The following is a 23,409-nucleotide window of genomic DNA, read 5'->3' on the forward strand; positions in this document are numbered from 1 at the left end:
GATTTATTCCTCCGCGGCGCTATTGCGCAGGCGGTTAATACGGGACTCGCTCCACTGCTTGAGCAGCAGGATAAAGAGCGCCAGGATCAGCAGCAGGCTGGCCACTGCAAACGCAGCCACGTGGTTGTATTCGTTGTAGAGGATCTCGACGTGCAGCGGCAAGGTGTTGGTCACCCCGCGGATGTGCCCGGACACCACCGACACCGCGCCGAACTCGCCCATCGCCCGCGCCGTGCAGAGCACCACGCCGTAGATCAGGCCCCACTTGATATTGGGCACCGTCACGTACCAGAACATCTGCAGGCCGTTGGCACCGAGCAGGCGCGCGGCCTCTTCTTCCTGAGTGCCCTGCTCCTGCATCAGCGGGATCAGCTCGCGGGCGACGAAGGGCACAGTGACGAAGATGGTCGCCAGCACGATCCCCGGCAGGGCGAAGACGATCTGGATGTCGTGATCCTGCAACCACGGCCCAAGCAACCCCTGGGCGCCGAACATCAACACGTAGACCAGGCCGGCGATCACCGGCGAGACCGAGAACGGCAGGTCGATCAGGGTGACCAGGATGGTCTTGCCGCGGAAGCTGTACTTGCTCACGCACCAGGCCGCGCACACGCCGAACAGCAAGTTGAGCGGCACCGAAATGACCACCGCCAGCACGGTCAGCTTCAGCGCCGACAGCGCGTCAGGCTCGAAGATAGCGGTGAAGAAGGCGCCCAGGCCGGAACTCAGCCCCTGGGACACCACGATAAACAGCGGCAGCAACAGGAACAACGCGAACACCAGCCAGCCCAGGGTGATCAGGATGCGCCGTGAAAGTACGCTGCCACGCCGCGCGGCATTGGCCGCCGAAGTAGTGGACGAAGACATGTTCAGCGCTCCTTCAAGGGGTTTCGATACGCCGCTGCAGCAAGTTGATCAGCAGCAACATGATGAAGGAAACCACCAGCATCATCACGCCGATGGCGGTGGCGCCGGTGTAGTCGTATTGATCGAGCTTGACCATGATCAGCAGCGGCAGGATTTCGGTCTTCATCGGCATGTTGCCGGCGATGAAGATCACCGATCCGTACTCGCCCACGCCCCGGGCCAACGCCAGCGCGAAGCCGGTCAGCCAGGCGGGCAGCAAGGCCGGCACGAGGATGTGGCGAAACACCTGCAGCGGCTTGGCGCCCAGGCAGGCGGCGGCTTCTTCGACTTCACGGGGGATGTCGGCGAGCACTGGTTGCACGGTGCGGACCACGAACGGCAGGGTCACGAAAGTGAGCGCAAGGGTGATGCCGAGCGGCGAGTAGGCGATCTTGAAGCCCAGGTCGGTGGCGAAGCGGCCGACCAGGCCGTTGGGCGAATACAGCGCGGTGAGCGCGATCCCGGCCACGGCCGTGGGCAGGGCGAATGGCAGGTCGATCATGGCGTCGATGATCTTGCGACCGGGGAAGGTGTAACGCACCAGCACCCAGGCCAGCAAGGTGCCGATGATGCCGTTGATGATGGCGGCGGCCAGCGCCGTGCCAAAGCTCAACTTGAGCGCCGCCAGCACCCGTGGTGCGGTGACGATGGTCCAGAACTGGTCCCAGGTCAGCTGGGCGGCATGGATGAACATCGCCGCCAGAGGAATCAACACAATCAGACTGAGGTACACGATGGTGTAGCCCAGCGTCAGCCCGAAGCCGGGTATGACGGGGGAGATACGACGCGACATAGTGGTCCTTGGTTTGGCAGATTGCAGATACGCGTTGGCCCCTTCGCGGGGGAGAGCCCGCTCCCACAGGATACGCTTACGCCTGTGGGAGCAGTCTCTGACCGCGAAGGGGCCAGCCGCCTAAGCGCTGATTACTGCGCCTGATAGATCTGGTCGAAAATCCCGCCATCGTTGAAGAATTTCGGCTGTGCAGTTTTCCAGCCGCCGAAGTCCTTGTCGATAGTAACCAGGTTGAGTTTCGGGAATTGCGCAGCGTATTTGGCCGCGACCTTCTCGTCACGCGGGCGGTAGAAGTTCTTCGCTGCGATCTCCTGGCCGGCCGGGCTGTACAGGTGCTCGAGGTACGCCTTGGCGATCTCTTCGTTGCCCTTCTTCTCGGCGTTCTTGTCGACCACGGCGACCGGTGGTTCGGCCAGGATCGACAGCGACGGGGTGACGATGTCGAACTTGGCGTCGCCGCCGTCTTCTTTCAGCGCCAGGTGCGCTTCGTTTTCCCAGGCCAGCAAGACGTCGCCCTGACCGTTGTTGACGAAGGTGATGGTCGAGCCACGCGCACCGGTGTCCAGTACCGGGACGTGCTTGAACAGGGTCTTGAGGTATTCCTTGGCCTTGGTTTCGTCACCGCCGTTGGCTTTCAGGCCGTAGGCGTAGGCTGCCAGGAAGTTCCAGCGCGCGCCACCCGAGGTTTTTGGATTAGGCGTGATGACCGAAACGCCGTCCTTGGTCAGATCGCCCCAGTCCTTGATGCCCTTGGGGTTGCCCTTGCGCACCAGGAACACGATGGTCGATGTGTACGGGGTGCTGGCATCCGGCAGGCGGGTCTGCCAGTTTTCGGGCAGGGTCTTGCCGAGCTTGGCGATTTCGTCGATGTCACCGGCCAGGGCCAAAGTCACCACGTCAGCGCGCAAACCATCGATCACCGAACGCCCTTGCTTGCCCGAACCACCGTGGGATTGCTGGATCTTGACGGTGTCGCCAGGGTGATCCTTGGTCCAGAAGCTGGTGAATTCGGCGTTGTAGTCCTGGTACAGCTCGCGGGTCGGGTCGTAGGACACGTTCAGCAGTTCGTAGTCTTTGGCGACGGCGGAACCGGCAAATACGGCGCTGGCGATGGCGGCCAACGCATAACGGCGAATCGACATGAATGATGCTCCTGGAGTGTGGTTCGCGCTTCTGATGGGCGCTTTGGGTGAAACGGTAGTCGATTGGCTCAGCTGGGCTTGTTGCCCTGATGCTGAAGCCGGAATTTTTCCTTGCGCTCGATTTGCACGACCTGAGCGTTGTGCACGGTGATTTCCACGGCACCGAAGCGCAGATCGCGCAACGCGCTTTGAATTTCACGCAGGATGGTGGCTTCGTCCTGTCCGTCGACACTACGCAGAGGTGCGCTCATGATCATGCTCCTATGGCAAGGGGTGCTCTGCTGAGGCAGGGCTTGAGCGAACTATAAAAGAGGCGGGATATTCTTAAAAAGACTATTTAAGAATGCTTATATAACCAAATAAACATTGTTCAATCTGCCCGCCAGCTACTGTCGCTACAAGGCCTGCGCCCACTGAAGCTGCTCGGGAGGCACAGGACGACCGAAGCCATAGCCCTGGCCAAGTTCGCAGCCATGGCGGCGCAGGAACTCGCCCTGCTCGGGCTGCTCGATGCCCTCGGCATGCACCTGCAAGCCCATGCTGTGGGCCAGAGCGATGATGGCGCGGACGATGGCGATATCGTCTTCGTCATCTGGAAGACCGGCCACGAAGCCCTGGTCGATCTTCAGCTTGTGCACGGGCAGGCGCTTGAGGCGCAGCAACGACGAATAACCGGTGCCGAAATCATCGATCGCCAGGCGCAGGCCCAGCGCGCGCAAGCTGTGCAACTGCTCCAGCGCACGGTCCGGGTCGTCCATGACCGCGCTCTCCGTCACTTCCACTTCCAGCAGCGCCGGGTCCAGCCCGGTGCTGTCGAGGACCTGGGCAAACCCGGCATTCAGGTCAGCGTGTCCGAACAGCCGGCTCGACAGATTGACCGCAACGAATTCCAGCGCTCGCCCTTGGGCCTGCCAGGCGACCATCTGCTCGCAGGCCTGGCGCGTGACCCAACGATCGATATCGACGATCAAGCCGCTGTCTTCGGCCACCGGAATGAACTCGATCGGCGGCACCAGGCCGCGCTGCGGGTGCATCCAGCGCACCAGCGCCTCGACGCCGACCATGGCCCCGCTGCCGAGGTCGTGCACCGGCTGGTAATAGACGCGCAGTTCTTCCTGCTGCAAGGCCCGGCGCAGTTCGGCGCCCACCTCCAGACGCTGGCGGGCGTGGGCCGTGAGCGCTTCGGTATATAAGGCGTAGCCGCCGCGACCGCTGTTCTTGGCCTTGAACAGTGCCGAGTCGGCGTTGCGCAGCAGTTGCTCGGCGCTGCTGGCATCGTCGGGGAACAGGCTGATACCCACACTGGCGCCCATGAACAGCGTTTGCTGGTCGAGCGTGAACGGCTCCTTGAGCGCGTTTGCCAGGCGCTGCGCCAGTTCGGCGGCCTGGGCGACCTGTACACAGTTCTCGATCAGCACGGCAAACTCGTCGCCGCCCAGCCGCGCCAAGGTCATGCTCTCACCCATCAACGCCTCCAGGCGCTGGGCGACGGCCTTGAGCAGGCGATCACCCGCCGCATGGCCGAGGCCATCGTTGACGCTCTGGAAATGATCGAGATCGATGAACAACAGCGCGCAAATACGCTTGTGCGCCCGCGCCGCGCTCAACGATTGCTCGACGCGGTCGCTGAACAACAGGCGATTGGGCAACTCGGTGAGTGGGTCGTGGTGCGCCAGGCGGGTCAGCTCTTGCGCCGAGCGCTTGCTCGCGCTGACATCGGAAAACACTGCGACATAATGGGTAATGACGCCACGCGGGGTCCGGATGACGCGGATGGTCTGCCATTGCGGGTACACTTCGCCGCTTTTGCGCCGATTCCAGATCTCGCCATGCCATTCGCCCTTGGCATCGAGATCGGCGAACAGTTGATGGTAGAAGGCAGGATCATGACGACCGGACTTGAACTTGCTCGGATTGCAGCCGATAACCTCTTCAGCGCAGTAACCGGTGATGTCCATGAACGCTCGGTTGACGTGCACGATCTGTCCTTGAGCGTTGGTCACCAGCACGCCTTCAAGGGTGCTGTCGAAGACCGCAGCGGCCATGCGCAGGCGGTCTTGCTCGGCACGGCGCTGGGAGCCCTCGGCAGCCAGGTCACGCAGCAGCCTGGAACGCGCGAACAGCAGCACCAAGGCGCTGAGCACGATCCAGAAATATCCGCTAATCATTTGCCCATGGGCAATTTGGACGGAATTATCGAAAAATCTGCTCAATATTTGATCAGTGAGCACATACCAGAGCACCGACAGTGCAAGGTAAGACAGCGCTACACGCAGCGCATTTCGGGAGGGTACGGCCATTGTGTTGCAAAACCCTTACACTGAAACGGCGATTATAAGCAGCGTACATTCTGCCACCATTCTTTAAAATCGCGACTGGTTTTATCCCGGCGCATGTTGATAATGCCGGTCACGGTTTCATTTTCTACCGAGGGCTTTCTTGCCTATGTGGTACAACGGTTTTCTCGATTTATCGCCTTGGCAACTGGTGGCCATCACCCTGTTGCTGACTCACGTGACCATCCTCAGCGTCACGATCTACCTGCATCGCTATTCGGCGCACCGCTCGTTGGAGCTCAATGCCGGGCTCAAGCACTTCTTTCGTTTCTGGCTGTGGTTGACCACGGGCCAGAATACCCGCGAGTGGACTGCCATCCACCGCAAGCACCACGCCAAGTGCGAGACCGTCGACGACCCGCACAGCCCCGTCATCAAGGGCCTGGGCACGGTTCTGCGCACCGGCGCCGAGCTGTATCGCGCCGAGGCGCAGAACCCGGAAACACTGCGTATCTACGGCAAGAACTGCCCCGAGGACTGGATCGAACGCAACCTGTACAGCCGCTACAAGCTGGGCGGCATCGCCATCATGGCGGTCATCGATATCGCCTTGTTCGGCGCGCTCGGCCTGACCGTCTGGGCCGTGCAGATGATGTGGATCCCCTCCTGGGCTGCCGGCGTCATCAACGGCCTGGGCCACGCAATGGGCTATCGCAACTTCGAGTGCCGTGACGCAGCCACCAATCTGGTGCCCTGGGGCATCATCGTGGGCGGCGAGGAGCTGCACAACAACCACCATACCTACCCGAACTCGGCCAAGCTGTCGGTGCGCAAGTGGGAATTCGACATGGGCTGGATGTGGATCCGCATCTTCAGCGCCCTGCGCTTGGCCAAGGTGCAGCGCGTGGCACCGATCGCCCACCGCGTCGAAGGCAAGGGCCACCTGGACATGGACACCGCCATGGCCATCCTCAACAACCGATTCCAGATCATGGCGCAGTACCGCAAGCTGGTGATCGCGCCGCTGGTGCAACAGGAGCTCGATCGCGTCGACCAGTCGGTGCGCCACCAATTCCGCCGGGCCAAGCGCCTGCTGTCGCGCGAAACCAGCCTGCTCGATGATCGGCACCAGCAGCGCATACAGGGCATGCTGGAGCACAGCCACGCGCTCAAGGTGATCTATGAGAAGCGCCTGGCACTGCAGCTGATCTGGGCGCGAACCAGCGCGAACGGCCATGACATGCTGGCCGCCATCAAGGAGTGGGTACAGGACGCTGAAACCAGCGGTATCCAATCGCTGCACGAGTTCGCCGCCCAGCTTAAAACCTACTCGCTGCGCCCTGCCCTGGCGTGAGCCGTCCATCGGTACGCCCCCGTAAATAGGGGGCGTCTGTCGGAACTTCGTAACAATTTTTTACTCTCAGGACATACTCGCCGTGTCAGCGGGCAGTGCCGTGGCTGCCTATCGCTTGCGCATTTCGCCATAGACCCCACGCCTTTTGAGATGCACCCATGATGGGTATAAAAAAACCGCATTCGATTCCGTTCAAGCAGATGCCCGAAGCCGCTGAGACATTGATGGCGTTGATGCATGCTCAGGGGGAAGTGGCACGCCTGAGCGAGCGCGAGCAATTGTTCAGCTCGCTGCTGGTCAGCGTCAATGCGGTGCTCTGGGCGTTCGACTGGGAAACCCAGCAGATGATCTATGTCAGCCCGGCCTACGAGCGCATTTTCGGGCGCTCGGCCGGACTGTTGCTGGCGGACTACAACGAGTGGCGCGACAGCATCTACCCTGACGACCTGGATTACGCCGAACGTACCCTGGCCGAGGTGCTGGAGAAAGGCTCGGTCGTCGACCGCGAATACCGCATCATCCGCGCCGACGGGCAAGTGCGCTGGATCAGCGACAAGTGCTTCGTCAATCAGCAAGTGGATGCAAGCAAGGTCATCGTTGTCGGCATCGCCGAGGACATCACCGAAAAGAAGCACCTCGAAGGCGAGCTGCAACGCCTGGCCACCACCGACGTGCTGACCCAGAGCAGCAACCGCCGGCACTTCTTCGAGTGTGCCCATCGCGAGTTCGAGCAGGCCAGGCTGGACGGCACGCCCATGGGCTTCCTGCTGCTGGACATCGACGACTTCAAGATCATCAACGACTCCTACGGCCACCCTGCGGGCGATCAGGTGCTGCAGCGTATTGCTGAGAGCGGCAAAGGCGCGTTGCGCCGCGGCGATCTATTCGGGCGCATCGGTGGCGAAGAGTTCGCGGCGGTATTCCCAGGCTGTGCGCCAGAGATGGCCAAGCAGATTGCCGAACGCCTGCAGCGCGAAATTCAGCGTCTGAGCTTCAACCACAACGGCAAGCAATACGGCGTGACGGTGAGCCAGGGCCTGACCAATCTGAGCCCGGAAGACGAGATGCTCGACGCGTTGTTTTCTCGCGCGGATACGGCAATGTACCAAGCGAAGCGTCAGGGCAAGAATCAGATCGTGCTGGCGTAGTCTTTATCGAGACGGGCTGGCAGTGCCCGGCCTCTTCGCGGGCAAGCCTTGCTCCCACAGTCGTTTACCTGGGCAAGCAAAGTGAACAGCATTGGGGACGCGCAACCTATCAGGCCACTACGCACTCAGCTACGTCGCATCCGCTGCAACTCCACCGGGCTGATCTTCAGTAACCGCGCGGTCTTGCCTTTAATCACCGCGTCCAGATCCTCGCCCGGCTTGAGCCGAGCCATCTGCGCCGCCAGATTCATCGCCAAGGCATCACGCGAATACACCCCGCCGCCCAACTGGTAGATCGCCGCGATCAGCTCGCGCAGTTCCAGCGGCAGCCGCCAGCGCGTGCGCAGCGCCGAGCCAAAACCCGCACCGTATTGCTTCAGGGAGTTGGGGATGTCTTCTTCCGAAAGGCTACCGCCGGCCAGGGTCCATTCCTGCAGACAGCGCAGCAGCGCCAGGTCGCCCAGGCAGTGCAGCAGCCCCGCGCAGTAACAACGTTCCTGATCGAGGCCCATCAAACGTGCCAACGTGCGCCCGTATTCAGCGGTGTGCAACGACAAGTTCCAATAGTGCTCGGCAGGCTCGGCCAGGCGCGGGTCGGTGAGCCGTGCGGCCCGCTTGAGCGTCAGGCCCAGGATCAGGTTCATGCTCTGGGTCGCGCCCAGTCGGTTCATGGCCTGCAACAGGGTTTGCGCCGGGCCTTCGCGGTGCTGCGCGGCACTGTTGGCGGCAGCGATGAGTACGGCAGTGATCTGCGGATCGGCGCGCACCTCTTCTTCCAGCAACTTGAGGTTCAAGCCATCAGCCTGCAGGCTGCGCTTGACCGCCACCTGCACGTCCGCCAACAACGGCGCACCGTCGGACTGCTCGCGGCGGCTGTCCAGAAACCGATTGAGGACCATCCCCGGCATGATCGCCGGCACTTCGCAAAACACCGGGGCGCCGCCGCTGAGCAGCAAGGTTTCGAGGCGTTGGCGCAGCGACTCGACATTCAGGGGTTTGGTCAGATACGCCGTAGGCGCCAGCGGCAAGGCCTCGCGCACGCTGGCGGCGTCGCTGCGGCTGCTGATCAGGATGAACGGCAGGATGCGATCCGACCGGGTCCGCCGCGCGTGGCGCAACAGGTCCAGCCCATCCACGCCCGAAAGCTCGCGCGAGGCCAGCACCAGATCGGGATGCTGCGCCAGCCTGGCCACCGCCTGCAAACCGTTCTCGCAGATGTCCACCACGGCGTCGCAGCGCACGGTCAGGATAATCTGGGTCAGGAGGTCACGGGTCCAAGGGTCGGTCTCCGCAATCAGTATTCGCGGCGCCGTCACCGACTCTTCGCTCATCTTCAGTCGCTCCCTGCAATCAAAAGGCTATTGATCTACTTATTAACGGCCGGTATTGCCGTTTGTGCAAAAAAAAACCCGCCGAAGCGGGTTTTTTCATTCAACGATGAGAATTCACGCCAGTTCGGCGAAGCACTCTTCGATGATGGCCAGGCCTTGCTTCAGTTGCTCGTCCGGCGCGGTCAGCGGCACCAGAATACGCAACACGTTGCCGTAAGTGCCGCAGGACAGCAGGATCAGACCCTTGTCGCGAGCCTTGGAGACCACCTGCGCCACTGCCGCAGCGTTCGGCTTGTGGCTGTCACCGCCTTCGAACAGCTCGATGGCGATCATCGCGCCCAGAGCACGGACATCACCGATGACCGGGTACTTGGCCTGAATCGCCTTGAGCTCGGTGACGATCAGCTCGCCCACCGACTTGCTGCGATCCAGCAGGTGCTCTTCTTCGAACACCTCCATCACCGCCAACGCCGCCGCACAGGCGATCGGGCTACCGGCGTAGGTGCCGCCCAGGCCACCTGGAGCGATGGCATCCATGTACTCGGCCTTGCCGCACACGCCGGCCAGCGGGAAGCCGCCCGCGATCGACTTGGCGAAAGTGGTCAGGTCAGCAACCACGCCCATTTGCTCCATGGCGAAGAAGGTGCCCGTACGGCCAGCGCCGGTCTGTACTTCGTCGGCGATCAGCAGAATGCCGTGCTGGTCGCACAGCGCGCGCAAGCGGGTCATGAACGCCTTCGGCGCCACATAGAAACCACCCTCGCCCTGAACCGGCTCGATGATGATCGCGGCGATGTCCTTGGGCTCGGCATCGTTTTTGAAGATGCGCTCGATGCTGGCGATGGAGTCGTCGACGCTGACGCCATGCAGCTCGCACGGGTACAGGGCGCGGAACACACCGCCGGGCATCAGGCCCATGCCGGCCGAGTACGGCACGACTTTACCGGTCAGGCCCAAGGTCATCATGGTGCGGCCGTGGTAAGCGCCGGTGAAGGCGATCACGCCAGCACGGCCGGTAGCGGCACGGGCGATCTTGACGGCGTTCTCGACCGCTTCCGAACCGGTGGTCACCAGCAGGGTCTTCTTGGCGAAGTCGCCCGGTACCTTGGCGTTGATTTTTTCGCACACTTCAACGTACGGCTCGTACGCCAGCACCTGGAAGCAGGTGTGGGTGAGCTTGTGCAGTTGCGCCTCAACGGCGGCGATCACTTTTGGATGCACGTGGCCCGTGTTGAGCACCGCAATACCGCCGGCGAAATCGATGAACTCGCGGCCTTCGACGTCAGTCACGGTAGCGTTCTGCGCCGACTCGGCGAAGATCGGGTGAATCTGGCCCACGCCGCGGGGTACCGCAGCGACGCGGCGCTGCATCAGGGATTCGTTGGTCTTGCTCATGATGTCCTCATTCGCCGCTCATCGGTCGGCGTGGTTCAAGGAGAAAACAGCCAGGGTCAACGGTGGCAGCATACGATGATCGACTGCCACGGCCTCCCGACTGGAAAATGATAGTGCGGGCCAAACGCCCGCGGAGCGTCGCTCTCGCGCCCCACGGGTGGGTACTACCGCTGCCGGTCAGACCGAAATGCAGAGGTATTTGATTTCCAGATAGTCCTCGATGCCGTACTTGGAGCCTTCACGGCCCAGGCCCGACGCCTTGATCCCACCGAACGGCGCGACCTCGTTGGAGATCAAGCCGGTGTTGATGCCGACCATGCCGTATTCCAGCGCTTCAGCGACACGGAACACGCGGCTCAGGTCGCGGGCATAGAAGTACGACGCCAGGCCGAACTCGGTGTCGTTGGCCATTGCGATGACTTCGGCTTCATCGGTAAAGCGGAACAGCGGCGCCAGTGGGCCGAAGGTCTCTTCCTTGGCCACGGCGGCGTCCTTGGAGACGTTGACCAGCACGGTCGGCTCGAAGAAACTGCCTTCCAGCGCGTTGCCACCGGTCAGCACCTTGGCGCCTTTGCTCAGGGCGTCGGCGATGTGTTCCTTGACCTTGGCGACGGCTTTGTCGTCGATCAGCGGGCCGGTGGTGATGCCGTCTTCCAGACCGTTACCGATCTTGAGCTTGGACACCGCGACCTTGAGCTTCTCGGCGAACGCGTCGTACACGCCGTCCTGCACGTACAGGCGGTTGGCGCACACGCAGGTCTGGCCGTTGTTGCGGTACTTGGAGATGATCGCGCCTTCGACGGCCTTATCCAGGTCCGCGTCGTCGAACACGATGAAGGGCGCGTTGCCACCCAGCTCCAGCGAGACTTTCTTGATGTCCTTGGCGCACTCGGCCATCAACTGGCGACCGATTTCGGTCGAGCCGGTGAAGCTCAGTTTACGCACGATCGGGTTGCTGGTCAGCTCGCTGCCGATGTCGCCGGCGCTGCCGGTGACCACGCTGAACACACCTTTAGGGATGCCGGCACGCTCAGCCAGCTCAGCCAGCGCCAACGCCGAGAACGGCGTTTGCGACGCGGGCTTGAGCACCATGGTGCAACCGGCGGCCAGCGCCGGGCCGGCTTTACGGGTGATCATCGCCGCCGGGAAGTTCCACGGGGTGATGGCGGCGGTCACGCCAATCGGCTGCTTGATGACGATCAGGCGCTTGTCCGGCTGGTGGCCCGGAATGGTGTCGCCATAGACGCGCTTGGCTTCTTCGGCAAACCACTCGATAAAGGAAGCGGCATAGGCGATCTCGCCCTTGGCCTCGGCCAGCGGCTTGCCCTGCTCCAGTGTCATCAGGCGGCCGAGGTCGTCCTGGTTCTCGAGCATCAGTTCGTACCAGCGACGCAGCTTGCCCGAGCGCTCTTTAGCGGTAAGAGCACGCCAGGCCGGCAGCGCCTTGTCGGCAGCCTCGATGGCACGGCGAGTCTCGGCGGCGCCCATTTTTGGCACGGTGCCGATGATTTCATTGGTGGCTGGGTTGTTGACCTTGATGGTCTGACCGCTGTCCGCATCGAGCCAGGCACCATCGACATAGGCTTGCTGGCGGAACAAGGACGAATCTTTGAGCTGCATGTCGGCTTCCTTAACGGCACCCGTTGGCGGGCGCGAGGATAAATATGAAAAGGTGCCCAGGCTGAAGCGAAGGTTTGCACAGGTGGGTGCAGGGCGTCAGCGACCAGACAATAGCGTTTGAAATCTCAAACGAATCCTAGGATCTATGGGGCCAAAGGACAATAGGCCGTTCGAAAAAAAGAACAATTGTAGCGGCAGATGTGGGTTTTTCCACTCACTGTGTGGGGTTTGACCACATACATCCTGAAATGATGTGCAGTTCGTCGCCATGGACGACGGGTATCGAGATGGGTATGATGGCGCCCGCGCTGCACCAGTAGCTCAGCTGGATAGAGTACTGCCCTCCGAAGGCAGGGGTCGTGGGTTCGAATCCCGCCTGGTGCACCATCTTCTATCCCTTGTATTACAAGGGATTAGCTTCACTGCCAGAAACCTGTCCTAGTCCTGAAAGTCATTTTTGCCACAAATTTGCCACACTCAAGTGTGGCGGGAATGGTCGAAATGGCAACAATCAGGAATCGCGGCCCAGCCGTTAGGAAAGGGCAGTGGGAAGCGCAAATTCGCCGTAAGGGCTATCCAGCCCAGCGCAAAACCTTCGAAACCAAATCCGATGCTCAAGCTTGGGCGCGCATGATCGAAAGCGAAATCGACCGGGGCATCTTTGTCTCTCGCGTCGAGGCTGAACGCACCGCCTTTCATCAACTCATTGATCGCTACATCTCCGAAATTGCTCCGAAGCACAAAGGCGCGTATTCGGAAATCAAACGCCTGGAAGCGCTCAAGCGTCATCCGCTGGCGACGCGCATCGTCGCCACCCTCACCTCTTCAGATTTCGCCCGCTACCGTGACGAGCGCCTGAAGATCCGCAAGGGCAATACGGTGAAGCGTGAGCTGGCTTTGTTTCAGTGCGTGATCGAAGTCGCTCGCCGCGAGTGGGGAATCCATCTTGCCGAGAATCCGGTGCGGATGGTCAGCCGTCCCAGCTACAACGACGAACGCTCGCGACGGCTCGATCCAATTGAAGAGCAATACATGCTCGGAGCCTTGGAGCTTCGTGAGCGACGTGCCGATGGGACCTACGCCGATGCATCACACAACCCCTGGATACGGCCCATCGTCCAATTGGCGCTTGAGACAGCAATGCGCCGTGGCGGGATTTTCGAGCTGCGCTGGAAGCATGTGAACCTGGATCGTAGAACCGCGCACCTACCCGCGACGAAGAACGGACTGCCCAGAACCGTCCCGCTTTCGCCGAAGGCTATTCAGTTGCTTAATGTAGTGGTCTACTAACCCCGGACACCTTTTTAGGCGAAAATGATCGCCACACAGAGGTGTTCGATGAGCAGACAACGACGTACCTTCACCCCCGAATTCAAGCGCGAAGCTGCCAGCTTGGTGCTTGACCAGGGCTACAGCCACGCTGATGCAGCCCAGTCGCTTGGGTTGGTAGAGTCGGCCTTGCGCCGGTGGGTCAACCAGCTCCAGCAGGAACGAGCCGGTGCCACACCGACAAGCAAAGCGCTGACACCCGAGCAGCAGAAAATCCAGGAACTGGAAGCCCGAATCAACCGCCTGGAACGAGAGAAATCGATTTTAAAAAAGGCCACCGCGCTCTTGATGGCCGAGGAACACGAGCGTTCGCGTTAATCGATCAATTGCGGGCTCAAGAGCCGATTGATCTGTTGTGCTCGGTATTTGAAGTAACCCGATCTTGCTACTACGCGTACTGCCGAAAACGCCGGTATTCAGATGCCGAACGGGTGGTTTTGCGCAGCCGCGTGAACGAGCTGTTTACGCAAAGCCGAAGCGCTGCGGGCAGCCGGAGCATCATGCTGATGATGAAAGAGGACGGCATGCAGATCGGGCGATTCAAGGTGCGCGAGTTGATGCGCGAGATGAACCTGATCAGCAAACAGCCCGGTTCGCATTCCTATAAAAAGGCGACCGTGGAGCGACCTGATATTCCGAACGTGCTTGATCGAGGATTCACCGTCGCATCCCCAAACAAGGTCTGGTGCGGTGACATCACATACGTTTGGGCCGAAGGTCGATGGCACTATCTAGCAGCTGTCATCGACCTTTGTGCCCGCCGTGTTGTGGGTTGGGCGTTCTCACCCAAGCCCGACGCCGACTTGGTAATCAAGGCACTGGACATGGCTTACGAGCAGCGTGGCAGGCCGCAAAACGTACTGTTTCATAGCGACCAGGGCAGCCAATATGGCAGCCGAAGTTTCCGCCAAAGACTATGGCGATACCGCTTCACACAGAGCATGAGTCGGCGCGGCAACTGCCACGATAACGCGCCGATGGAGCGGCTGTTTCGCAGTCTGAAAACAGAATGGATACCGACGGTGGGCTACATGAGCGCTGCGCTAGCGCAACAGGATATCGGCCGATTCCTAATGGAGCGATACAACTGGCGGCGACCGCATCAGTTCAACGAAGGGCTAGCGCCTGCGGTCGCTGAGGAAAAACTCAATTCAGTGTCCGGGATCAGTTGACCACTACACGATTGACGTTACCGCCAACTTTAACTTGGTGATAGCGCAAGGCTACCACGCCAGTCGTTAGCTGAAAGCCAGCGCGGATGATGCTCATGCGGCACGAGCTTTGGTCAGCTGTAGGTCGGCAGCCGATCCGTTCAGCTAATGGATGTGAATCAAAGGGTCAATTTGGTCACCACCCACGCTGCCAATGACGACGGCAGTTTTCCAATGCCACAATTTTGCCACACTCACCCCACTAACCGGGGCGAAAACTCGCTAACCCCAGCTAACACAACCCGTTGATTTCGTAGCTAATCCCCGCTAACGTATTGATTCTAAACGCCGACTTTTAGGACTCCATCGGCGGGTTGTACGAAGTCGAACGGCAGGCCAAGGACATGAGCGATGAAGATCGCTGGCGATTACGCCAAGAAGTTGCGGTGCCCGTCGCTGAGAAGTTGCATGAGTGGATGTTGGCTCAGCGCTTGTGCCCGAGGGATCGGCCACGGCCAAGGCACTGGATACAGCCTCAAACGCTGGGTAGCGCTGACGCGCTACCTGGATCATGGTGCTGTGCCCATCGACAATAACCCGGTCGAAAATACGATCAGGCCATGGGCGCTTGGCCGTTCCAACTGGCTGTTTGCTGGGTCGCTGCGCAGTGGTAAACGGGCTGCGCCGATCATGAGTCTGATCCAGTCGGCACGCATGAACGGGCATAATCCGTATGCATACCTCAAGGATGTGCTGATGCGGCTGCAGACGCAGAAGGCCAGTGGGATCGAGCAGTTGCTGCCGCATCAGTGGATGTCGAGCTGAACTACGCAAGGCGTATTCCCCGTACGCTTACGATGAAACGCCGATGCGAACTGGTTCTGGAGTGGGGATAAGAAGAATCTTACCAACCGTTCCACGGCGTTCGATCAGGGTATGGGCGTGTGCGGCTTGTGACATAGGCACTTCAGCGGCGATTGTCGGTACGATAATCCCTTTGCGGTAGAGCATGAATAAATCGTCTGTGCGACAGCGGCGCTCTTCGGGTCCGGTCAATACATTCCAAAGGTCGCCTCCAGTGATGGTGAGAGAGCGATCCATCAAGGCTCGTGGATTGATCGGGGGCGGTTCTCCGCCCGCGAAGCCAAAGAAAACGACACGACCGCCTGTTCGTAAAGCTTCCATGCTTTTTAGCAGAGTACTGCCCGTAGACTCATAGACGACATCTGCCCCTCTTCCGAAGTGGCTGAGAATCTGTTGTGCCCAATCTTCGTCATTGGATAACACCAGACGGGCGCCCAGCGCTTTCACAACCGCTGCTTTCTGTGGGTTCGATGTCAAGCCTACGACGGTCACACCGCGTGCAACCAGCATCTGAGTGATGAGGATTCCGACTCCACCGGCCGCAGCATGCACCAGTGCAATGTCGCCCTCTTTGGCGACGTAGCTATCTTGTATGAGATATTGCGCGGTTAGGCCCTGGAGCATAATGGCGGCAGCTATTTCGTAAGGTATGTCGTCGGGTAGCTTGACTAACTTGTCCAACGCGACAGCGACCAGTTCTGCGTTGGCGCGTGGGCTGTCGGCGAAGGCGACACGATCTCCTACCTTGAACGTATCGCTATGCCCAAGCAGCTCAACAATAACTCCTGCTCCTTCATAGCCCAGGATCCAAGGTGGCGTTGCTTCCATATGGTAGTTGCCTTGGCGACGATAGACGTCTGCATAATTCAACCCTGCCGCTTTGATGCTGACTAGAGCCTGACCTTCCAAGAGCTGAGGGTCGGAGACTTGCCGCCACTCTAAAACGTCTGGTGAACCAAAATGATCGAACACTACTGCACGCATGTTATTACCCTGATTCAGTGCTATGGCACTTGATTGGACACGCTTTGGTCGACCCGCATGTATCCAGGTCATATCAAACTGAGCGGGTGACGCCTCCGTCGACTCTGATATTTTGGCCTGTGATGTAGGCCGCTCCTTCTGAGGCGAGAAAGGCGATGGCAGCGGCCACCTCTTCGCTAGTCCCATACCGTTTGAGCGGCACGCTGTCACGCCGCTCCTCGGTGCCAGGCAGGCTGTCAATCCAACCTGGCAGTACATTATTCATGCGAATATTTTCAGCAGCATATGTCTGCGTAAAAACTTTGGTGAATGAGGCAAGTCCTGCGCGAAAAACCGCTGATGTCGGGAATAGGTCACTCGGTTCGAACGTCCAGGCGGAGGAAATATTGATGATGGCGCCGCCGTTCTGTTTTTGCATGTAAGGCGTCACTGCTCTCGTCGCTCGAATGACGTTTAACAGATACACGTCCATTCCGCGATGCCACTCATCATCCGTAATATCCAGGATTGGCGCACGGGGGCCGTGTCCGGCACTGTTAACCAACACGTCGATACGCCCCCATTGCTCAACCACCGCTTTTATCAAGCGATCAATGTCATCGACGGATTGGTTCGAACCAGTGATGCCTATGCCGCCCAGATCCTCGGCTAGGGATTGACCTTTACCGGATGAAGACAAAATTCCAATTTTGAATCCATCCGCGGCCAAACGGCGCGCGGCCGCTGCTCCCATACCGCTACCACCTGCAATGATCACTGCCACCTTGGAGTCGAGCATGTCCAATCCTCTGCTGAGTTCGCTGTTAAGCGTTCAATTTAGTGCCAACAGGGGGCAGTTACTATTGATTTATTAACTCTTCAGAGTGTAGAAATACTACAGGCTCCGAGAGCCGAGAGCCGTTTTTGCGGGTCCGGATTGCTCGGGCAGTGAAGCTTTTATTTGATCTTGGAGCAGGGGATGGCATTGGGCAGAACCCGCCGTTTAGGTCAGGCGTTGCTTGGCCAGCTCGTGGCGTTCGAAGCGACCGCTCGGCTAAATAGTTTTCGCGCTGCGGCTGATGAGCTTCATCTTACGACAGGTGCCGTGGCGCAACAGATACGGCTGATGGAACAAAAACTGGGTATGAAATTGTTTGAGCGATTACCACGCGGGACTCGTCTGCTAACTGAAGCTGAAGGTTTTTTAAACAAAGTCCAGCTCGCCTTGGACCTTGTCGATGACGCAACACACGAAATAACATCCCTGCGAAGCACCACGGCAATACAAGCGATTACGCTTAGCACCACGAGCGCCTTTGCGAGTCGTTGGCTGATTCCAAAACTAGCTCATCTAAGCATTGTCGAGCCCCAGGTATCGATCATGATTGATGCATCCGAGGCGCTCCGCCCGTTGAAGGGGCCCGGTTCGGTTGATGTGGCGATTCGCTGGGGCGAACCTCCTTTCTTAGGCTGCTGGGCTTGCCCATTGCACTCCGGCAGGGCCATTCCCGTTTGCTCACCTGAATTGAAAGAAGCCTATCGCTGGGAAACTATCAGTGACCTTTTGCGCAACGCTCCGTTGATCGCCGACTCGCATGACAACTGGGCGAAATGGGTCACAGCAAACGGGCCGCGAACAACATCGAGTGTACAAAGATTTTCGCAAACCAGTCTGGCGATTGAGGCCGCCGAGCAGGGCTTAGGGGTCGCTTTGGTCTCTGAAGTTTTGGTAGGGGATGCCTTGAGGATCGGAACGCTCGTGGAAGCCCTGACAACTCCAGACTACTTGGATATCCGTGCCGGGTTTTACCTGCTCACTGCTACCGAGCCAGATCCAGGTTCCCCATTAGGTAGGGTGGTGAGTTGGTTACGCAGCAATACTGTTTGAAAGAGGAGGTTGCGGTAGCGGGCTTCACCACCGCTACCGTGGGTATTTGATGCCCATCGTCCCGAGGGCGAAGCCCCTGGTGCCGGCATGCTCAGGAATGAAAGTGTGGCAGCACCTGTGTCGACAGGTCTTCAATTACTGTGCTGACGTCGCGCTGACTTCGGCGTAGATGCAGGGCCACATGTTGCACGCCTGCGTCGCGTAGAGTCTGCAATTCAGCGATCAACCCCCTGGCTCCGGTCTGCATGCCGAAATGAAACCGCCGCAGAGGAGCCTCCGGATCTGCCTCCAGGTCCAGGTGGATGAATGTGATGTAAGGTTTGTCGCCGGCGACCTGGCGCCACATTGCTATACGCTTGTGATGGTCTTCAGGTGTTCCTGGGTAGCTCAGCCAACCGTCCATGTGCTGGCCGACCCATTCTGGCGTCTGCTGAGCCAGTCCGGCCACCAAGAGCGGCAATGCGCTGTGAGGCTGCGGGACCAATTGTGCGCCGTTGTGCAGCGATCCCTCACCGTTGTGCCGGATCAGTTCGACAGCGCGCCGGAATACTTCACTACGGCCGGCGAAGTCCAGGCCGAACAGTGGATACTCCATGGGGCGATCACCACTGGCAACGCCAAGGAGCAAGCGCCCGTCACTGAGCTGGTCGACGCTGTTGGCGGATTTCAATGTCAGCCAGGGTCGGCGAAGCGGCAGCACCACTGCTGCGGTCCCCAGCATGGCATTGCGAGTGATACCCGCCAGGTATCCGAGGTATGCGAATACCTCGAACACCTGGGCCGCGTCACCAAACGATGGGTCATAGAGTGGTACGTCACGTACCCAAAGCGCCGAGAACCCACTTTCATCTGCCTGACGGGCCAGTTCCCCATGTCGGTGCATGTCCGGTACCCCGAAGGGGCGCCCCTGCTTCTCGCGCAGCTGTTGGCCGGCTGTGGACCAGTCATTATCCAGCGGCAACTCCAGGCCAATTGAAAAACCGCCAGTGCCAATCAGGCGTTGAAATCTTGGATGCATGGTTCGCTTCCCTGATCAGTGAGCCGATACGCTAATAGGCGTAGTCGACAAAGGTTGGTGTTTGTCGAGCCGGCCGCTTAGGACAGTCAGGACGTAGGCAACCAACACCACCAAACCACCGATCCAAGCGGTATTGATCAGGCCGAAGTTCTCGACGATCAAACCACCTCCCCAGGCGCCCCCGGCGATACCCAGGTTGAACGCGGCGATATTGAGGCCCGAAGCGACATCGACGGCGCGAGGGGTGTGCAATTGGGCTTGACGCACGACATAGACCTGCAAGCCTGGTACGTTGCCGAACGCAACCGCGCCCCAGAGGAGTACCGTGAGCAAGGCAAGCCAGGGTGAACTCGCAGTAAAGGTCAGTAGGATCAATACGGCGGCAAGCGCCAGGAAGATGATTTTCAGCGCACCCACCGGGCCTTTACGGTCGGCAAGTTTGCCTCCCCAGATATTACCGATGGCCACCGAAACACCGTACACCAGGAGCACCAGTCCAACTGTCGACGGTTCGAAACCGGAGATATCTTGAAGGATTGGTGCAAGGTAGGTGAACGCAATGAAAGACCCGCCGTAGCCAATGGCCGTCATGGCGTACACCAATAACAGGCGAGGCTGCTTCAAGACTTGCAGTTGTTGCATGATCGATGCAGGGGCGCTGTGGTGAATGTTCTTCGGCACGAAGATAAGGCTACCGACGAATGCAATGACGCCAAGGGCCGAGACAGCCAGAAAGGTTTCGCGCCAACCGAAATGTTGCCCGATGAAGGTGCCCAAAGGAACGCCTGTGACCAAGGCAACCGTCAGGCCAGTAAACATGATTGCGATAGCGCTCGCGGCTTTCTCCTTGGAAACCAGGCTGGTGGCGATGGTCGATCCAATCGAGAAGAACACCCCATGCGCAAGACCGGTCACAATTCGCGCGATGATCAATGACTCATAGCTTGGGGCTTTCCAGGCGAGCAGGTTGCCAAGGGTGAACAGCACCATCAATGACAGCAGTAGGGGTTTGCGCGGCACTTTTCCAGAAAGTGCGGTGAGGAGTGGTGCGCCAATGGCGACGCCGAGAGCGTAAAGGCTGACGAGCAGCCCCGCCGAGGGGAGAGTGACGCCTAGATCATTCGCAATTGTCGGTAGTAGGCCGACGATGACGAATTCGGTGGTTCCAATCGCGAATGCGCTCAGGGTCAAAGCAAGTAAGGCTATGGGCATGGTTGCCGCTCCAAGGATGTGTGGAGCGGAGTTTGTGAGTTTTATTCATGCCGAAAAAGATCGGCGTAGGTAAATGATATTTGCTCCAAAGTCACGAATAGCGTCGACGTGAGCGTGATCCGGCTCTAAGTTCAATGCCTCGATGATGCTGCTGAGGTCTGCGCCTCGTAAGCACGACGAAGCTGAAACAGCGGTAGAGCAGCAGTTACCACATATCCAAATGGCCAGCTAGATGACTTGAGCGGACGTGTACCTCGCATCGGCACGGTTCACGCTCTACCCGTAGACCTAACAGAGATATGCGTGCGGCGTACCTTCGCGGGTGCTAAAGACAAACTGTCTGTTGAAAAACACGGCCCAACTGACCACGCTGTTCGCCCTGTCGAACCTGTGGATGGCTCGAAAACGACTGATGGGTTTGGGTGAGTTGCGCACTTAACACGGAGAGCCGAGCGGAAAACGCTCCGCTGCACACTGTATTAGGCCGTTTTTCCGGAAATAGCGCTGTGTGCCTGGTGAATTACGGCCTGCCATCGCTGCGCGGCAAGTTGATCGGAGCATCCCTAGGTCGGGGGTCGTGGGTTCGAATCCCGCCTGGTGCACCATTGATTGCAAACAAAAAAGCCCTGGCTCGCAAGAGTCAGGGCTTTTTTGTGGGCGGCTGGTTCTGCTGACAAGATCGTTTCGTTTATTGCGATTATCTTTGATTTCGAATATAAAGGCCTCGTAGCTGGCGATCGTGCACTCGGTCACAGCTCAATACAGCCTTTATGGAGATGATCATGTTCACCGCCGACCTCACCCGCACTGCGCTTCCTGACGCGAAGGAAATTGCTGCCGCCGTGGAGTCAAGCCGCCAGTTGGCCGCGTTCCTGTCCACTAAGCTTGAAACTCAACAGATTGAACTGGTGGGTGAGAGCCAGCATCGTGAAATCGTCGAACTGCCGACATTCGCTCTGCGCTTGCTCGGCGAAATCCTCAGCGAACTGGCGCTAGGCAATGCCGTCAAGGTCGTGCCGATTCATGCCGAGCTGACCACTCAGGAAGGCGCGGACATCCTTAATGTTTCCCGGCCACACCTGGTGAAGCTGCTGGATGAAGGTGCGTTGCCCCACACGAAGACGGGCCGCCACCGCAGGGTCAAATTCGCTGACTTGATGGCGTATAAGGAAAAGCGCGATCACGCAAGTCGTTCGGCAATGGACGAGTTGGCGGCGCAAGCCCAGGAACTGGGGATGGGATACGAATGAGGTGTTCGCCGTTCACAGCGGTTTATGATGCGAACGTGCTTTAACCTGCCCCGCTGCGTGATTTCCTGATGCATCTGGCACTAACCGGTGTGTATCGCGCACGGTGGTCAGAGCAAATCCATGAGGAGTGGAAGCGTAATCTTTTAGTGAATCGCCCTGAGCTCAACCGGGAACAGTTGGACAGGACGTCCTCACTGATGGATGCAGCTGTGCCTGACGGCTTGGTCACTGGCTACACCACCACTGAGCGCAAGGCAGTACCTCGATAAGTTGCTTCAACAAAAGCTGCCCGAGACCGTGAAGCTATTATCAATCTTTGAGTTTTTAATTTGAGGCAGCACTTGTTTCAGCGCGTTTGTCGTGGGCCATCCGACCACCCCCCGCAAGCATCGAAAGGCTGAGGCTCGCCACTAACTTCACAGGCTACAGGCATCGACCGGATCAGCGTATTGTCATCTGCAGCATCCCCATCTTGAACGGCTTCGACCAATGCTAAAGCAGCCTTGATCGAATCCCCCCCCTCAATGCCGCAACAACTTCCTCAACGGCACCCCATCCTTCATCACCGGCGACTTGATCACGATGTAACTGAAGTACTTCGAAATCCCGATATTCTTGTCCAGCAACTCCTCGATCACATCCTGATAATGCTGAATGCTGCGGGTCATGAACCGCACCAGATAATCATACCCACCGCTGATCAAATGACACTCCAGCACCTCGTCCACCAAGCGAATATTCGCCTCGAACTTGGCAAAATCCTCGCGTTTGTGATCGCTCAGCGACACCTCGGTAAACACCGTCACCGATTCGGTGATCTTCGCCAGGTTCAGATGCGCCTTGTAGCTGGAAATATAGCCGGCCGACTCGAGGCGTTTGACCCGTTGCAGGCACGGGCTGGCGGACAACCCGACCGCGTCAGCGAGGCTGACGTTAGTCATGCGTCCATCCTTTTGCAGCTCGACCAGGATATTGATGTCAATACGATCCAGTTTGACCAAGCCTTCCATTACGCGCCTCTGCACTGCCGTTCGTTGTGGTCAATCTTCTAGCAAAATCAGCGCCGTAAAGACAGCTGATGTTGTCGGACAAGGTCCGCCATGCTGCTGATGCACACGTCGGCCGGGCACGGTTGGCGGTGGTCGGCGCGGTCGCGGCGGATCAGGCACAGGCCGCCGTCGGCCATGGCGCTGGCCGGTGGCCGAGACAGGCGCAGGGTATGGCGCGGATCGATGTCCAGCGCGCTGAGCCAATCGGTGCGCTCGATCGGGTAGGCTGCGGGCGACAGCAGGTCGTCAGGCACCAAGCCGAGGCGCTCGCACAGCACGCCGCGGTCTTCGGCATCGCGGTCCACGAACACCAGCAGCCGGTAGAACTTGCGCAGGTACAGCATGGCCCCCGGTGCATCCTCGAACACGCTCCAGGTCGGCACCGAGCGGGCGAAGGTCATGCCCTCCTCCCAGCTGGCCTTGATGCCCAGGCGTTCGGCCATCTGGCGGTGGGCAAAGCACAGCAAGCCGCTGAAGCCCAGTTCGTCGAACCGTGGATACAGTGCGCCGATCACGGTCTTGTACTCGGCCAGGATCTGCGCCCGGTCAGACGCGCCACTGCGGCTTTCGAGCAAGGGCTGCAAGGCGCTCCATACCCCGGAGTCGCGGTCTACCAATACTTCATCGCAGTCGATCAGCAGTGCGCGATATTCAGTCAGCCCCATGGCAAGTCAAACCTCCGATACAGCCCAACATTCATTGCGTGCACGTCGGCGCGAA

20 protein-coding genes, 1 tRNA gene and 2 pseudogenes are annotated in these 23,409 nt (G+C 59.3%); 9 read left to right on the forward strand and 14 right to left on the reverse strand.

Translation table 11 applies throughout. From position 1 onward, the window contains the following. Window positions 1-3: 3 nt before the first annotated feature. The 5 genes from cysW to dibA all read right to left on the reverse strand — a co-directional run bounded on the left by cysW (window position 4) and on the right by dibA (window position 5,141). Window positions 4-867: a sulfate ABC transporter permease subunit CysW gene (gene cysW, locus REH34_RS14365; protein ID WP_226505396.1), complete on the reverse strand. Its 864-nt coding sequence runs from the start codon at window positions 865-867 to the stop codon at window positions 4-6. A gap of 13 nt (window positions 868-880) precedes the next feature. Then, window positions 881-1,699 carry a sulfate ABC transporter permease subunit CysT gene (cysT, locus tag REH34_RS14370; RefSeq protein ID WP_226505395.1) on the reverse strand — a complete coding sequence of 273 codons (819 nt, stop codon included), beginning with the start codon at window positions 1,697-1,699 and terminating at the stop codon, window positions 881-883. A 131-nt stretch (window positions 1,700-1,830) separates the two neighbouring features. Further along, entirely contained in the window at window positions 1,831-2,841 is a 1,011-nt protein-coding gene (locus tag REH34_RS14375; RefSeq protein ID WP_226505394.1) for a sulfate ABC transporter substrate-binding protein, read from the reverse strand. Window positions 2,842-2,909: 68 nt separating this feature from the next. Beyond that, the gene (oscA, locus tag REH34_RS14380; RefSeq protein WP_226505393.1) at window positions 2,910-3,092 is read right to left on the reverse strand and encodes a sulfur starvation response protein OscA; all 183 of its coding nucleotides are present in this window, start codon (window positions 3,090-3,092) and stop codon (window positions 2,910-2,912) included. Window positions 3,093-3,236: 144 nt separating this feature from the next. Continuing rightward, window positions 3,237-5,141: a phosphodiesterase DibA gene (gene dibA, locus REH34_RS14385; protein ID WP_311971980.1), complete on the reverse strand. Its 1,905-nt coding sequence runs from the start codon at window positions 5,139-5,141 to the stop codon at window positions 3,237-3,239. 145 nt (window positions 5,142-5,286) lie between these two features. On the opposite strand from dibA, the gene desA reads away from it, so the two are divergent. Both desA and REH34_RS14395 read left to right on the forward strand, forming a co-directional pair. Then, window positions 5,287-6,471, forward strand: coding sequence for a delta-9 fatty acid desaturase DesA (gene desA / locus REH34_RS14390; RefSeq protein ID WP_311972095.1), 1,185 nt, complete (start codon window positions 5,287-5,289; stop codon window positions 6,469-6,471). A 161-nt stretch (window positions 6,472-6,632) separates the two neighbouring features. Continuing rightward, complete coding sequence (locus REH34_RS14395; RefSeq protein WP_409373325.1) at window positions 6,633-7,619, forward strand: GGDEF domain-containing protein; 987 nt, start codon at window positions 6,633-6,635, stop codon at window positions 7,617-7,619. A gap of 125 nt (window positions 7,620-7,744) precedes the next feature. Here the strand turns inward: REH34_RS14395 and REH34_RS14400 are convergent, their stop codons facing one another. The 3 genes from REH34_RS14400 to gabD all read right to left on the reverse strand — a co-directional run bounded on the left by REH34_RS14400 (window position 7,745) and on the right by gabD (window position 11,965). Continuing rightward, window positions 7,745-8,950, reverse strand: coding sequence for a response regulator (locus tag REH34_RS14400; protein WP_311971981.1), 1,206 nt, complete (start codon window positions 8,948-8,950; stop codon window positions 7,745-7,747). A gap of 114 nt (window positions 8,951-9,064) precedes the next feature. Beyond that, entirely contained in the window at window positions 9,065-10,345 is a 1,281-nt protein-coding gene (gene gabT, locus REH34_RS14405; RefSeq protein ID WP_226505389.1) for a 4-aminobutyrate--2-oxoglutarate transaminase, read from the reverse strand. Between the two features lie 177 nt (window positions 10,346-10,522). Continuing rightward, window positions 10,523-11,965: an NADP-dependent succinate-semialdehyde dehydrogenase gene (gene gabD, locus REH34_RS14410; protein ID WP_311971982.1), complete on the reverse strand. Its 1,443-nt coding sequence runs from the start codon at window positions 11,963-11,965 to the stop codon at window positions 10,523-10,525. Window positions 11,966-12,275: 310 nt separating this feature from the next. On the opposite strand from gabD, the gene REH34_RS14415 reads away from it, so the two are divergent. The 4 genes and pseudogenes from REH34_RS14415 to REH34_RS14430 form a co-directional block, all read left to right on the forward strand. Next, window positions 12,276-12,352, forward strand: a tRNA-Arg gene (locus tag REH34_RS14415). A gap of 105 nt (window positions 12,353-12,457) precedes the next feature. Then, complete coding sequence (locus REH34_RS14420; RefSeq protein WP_311971983.1) at window positions 12,458-13,255, forward strand: tyrosine-type recombinase/integrase; 798 nt, start codon at window positions 12,458-12,460, stop codon at window positions 13,253-13,255. A gap of 48 nt (window positions 13,256-13,303) precedes the next feature. Beyond that, a protein-coding gene (locus REH34_RS14425; protein WP_311971984.1) for an IS3 family transposase occupies window positions 13,304-14,466 on the forward strand; the annotation gives its coding sequence in 2 pieces (ribosomal slippage) (window positions 13,304-13,559 and window positions 13,559-14,466; 1,164 coding nt in all). A 341-nt stretch (window positions 14,467-14,807) separates the two neighbouring features. Further along, window positions 14,808-15,270: pseudogene (locus REH34_RS14430) on the forward strand (transposase); the annotation flags it as partial. 27 nt (window positions 15,271-15,297) lie between these two features. Here REH34_RS14430 and REH34_RS14435 read toward each other — a convergent pair. Then, window positions 15,298-16,293, reverse strand: coding sequence for a quinone oxidoreductase (locus tag REH34_RS14435; protein WP_311971985.1), 996 nt, complete (start codon window positions 16,291-16,293; stop codon window positions 15,298-15,300). A gap of 73 nt (window positions 16,294-16,366) precedes the next feature. After that, complete coding sequence (locus REH34_RS14440; RefSeq protein WP_311971986.1) at window positions 16,367-17,071, reverse strand: SDR family oxidoreductase; 705 nt, start codon at window positions 17,069-17,071, stop codon at window positions 16,367-16,369. Between the two features lie 180 nt (window positions 17,072-17,251). Here REH34_RS14440 and REH34_RS14445 point away from each other — a divergent pair, with 180 nt between their 5' ends. After that, window positions 17,252-18,160 (forward strand): LysR substrate-binding domain-containing protein, encoded by a 909-nt coding sequence (locus REH34_RS14445; protein WP_311971987.1) that lies wholly within the window; start codon window positions 17,252-17,254, stop codon window positions 18,158-18,160. Between the two features lie 91 nt (window positions 18,161-18,251). On the opposite strand, the gene REH34_RS14450 is transcribed toward REH34_RS14445, so the two are convergent. Both REH34_RS14450 and REH34_RS14455 read right to left on the reverse strand, forming a co-directional pair. Further along, window positions 18,252-19,178 (reverse strand): TIGR03571 family LLM class oxidoreductase, encoded by a 927-nt coding sequence (locus tag REH34_RS14450; protein ID WP_311971988.1) that lies wholly within the window; start codon window positions 19,176-19,178, stop codon window positions 18,252-18,254. Window positions 19,179-19,193: 15 nt separating this feature from the next. After that, window positions 19,194-20,390: an MFS transporter gene (locus tag REH34_RS14455; RefSeq protein WP_311971989.1), complete on the reverse strand. Its 1,197-nt coding sequence runs from the start codon at window positions 20,388-20,390 to the stop codon at window positions 19,194-19,196. 782 nt (window positions 20,391-21,172) lie between these two features. Here REH34_RS14455 and REH34_RS14460 point away from each other — a divergent pair. Further along, entirely contained in the window at window positions 21,173-21,640 is a 468-nt protein-coding gene (locus REH34_RS14460; protein ID WP_226505387.1) for a helix-turn-helix domain-containing protein, read from the forward strand. 53 nt (window positions 21,641-21,693) lie between these two features. Beyond that, window positions 21,694-21,876, forward strand: a pseudogene (locus tag REH34_RS14465) (PIN domain-containing protein); the annotation flags it as partial. Window positions 21,877-22,161: 285 nt separating this feature from the next. Here REH34_RS14465 and REH34_RS14470 read toward each other — a convergent pair. Then, window positions 22,162-22,650: an Lrp/AsnC family transcriptional regulator gene (locus tag REH34_RS14470; protein ID WP_226505385.1), complete on the reverse strand. Its 489-nt coding sequence runs from the start codon at window positions 22,648-22,650 to the stop codon at window positions 22,162-22,164. A gap of 47 nt (window positions 22,651-22,697) precedes the next feature. Next, window positions 22,698-23,354, reverse strand: a complete 657-nt coding sequence (locus REH34_RS14475; RefSeq protein ID WP_311971990.1) for a 2-haloalkanoic acid dehalogenase — start codon at window positions 23,352-23,354, stop codon at window positions 22,698-22,700. Window positions 23,355-23,409 lie beyond the last annotated feature (55 nt).

It is taken from the genome of Pseudomonas baltica (assembly GCF_031880315.1).
Classification (GTDB): domain Bacteria; phylum Pseudomonadota; class Gammaproteobacteria; order Pseudomonadales; family Pseudomonadaceae; genus Aquipseudomonas.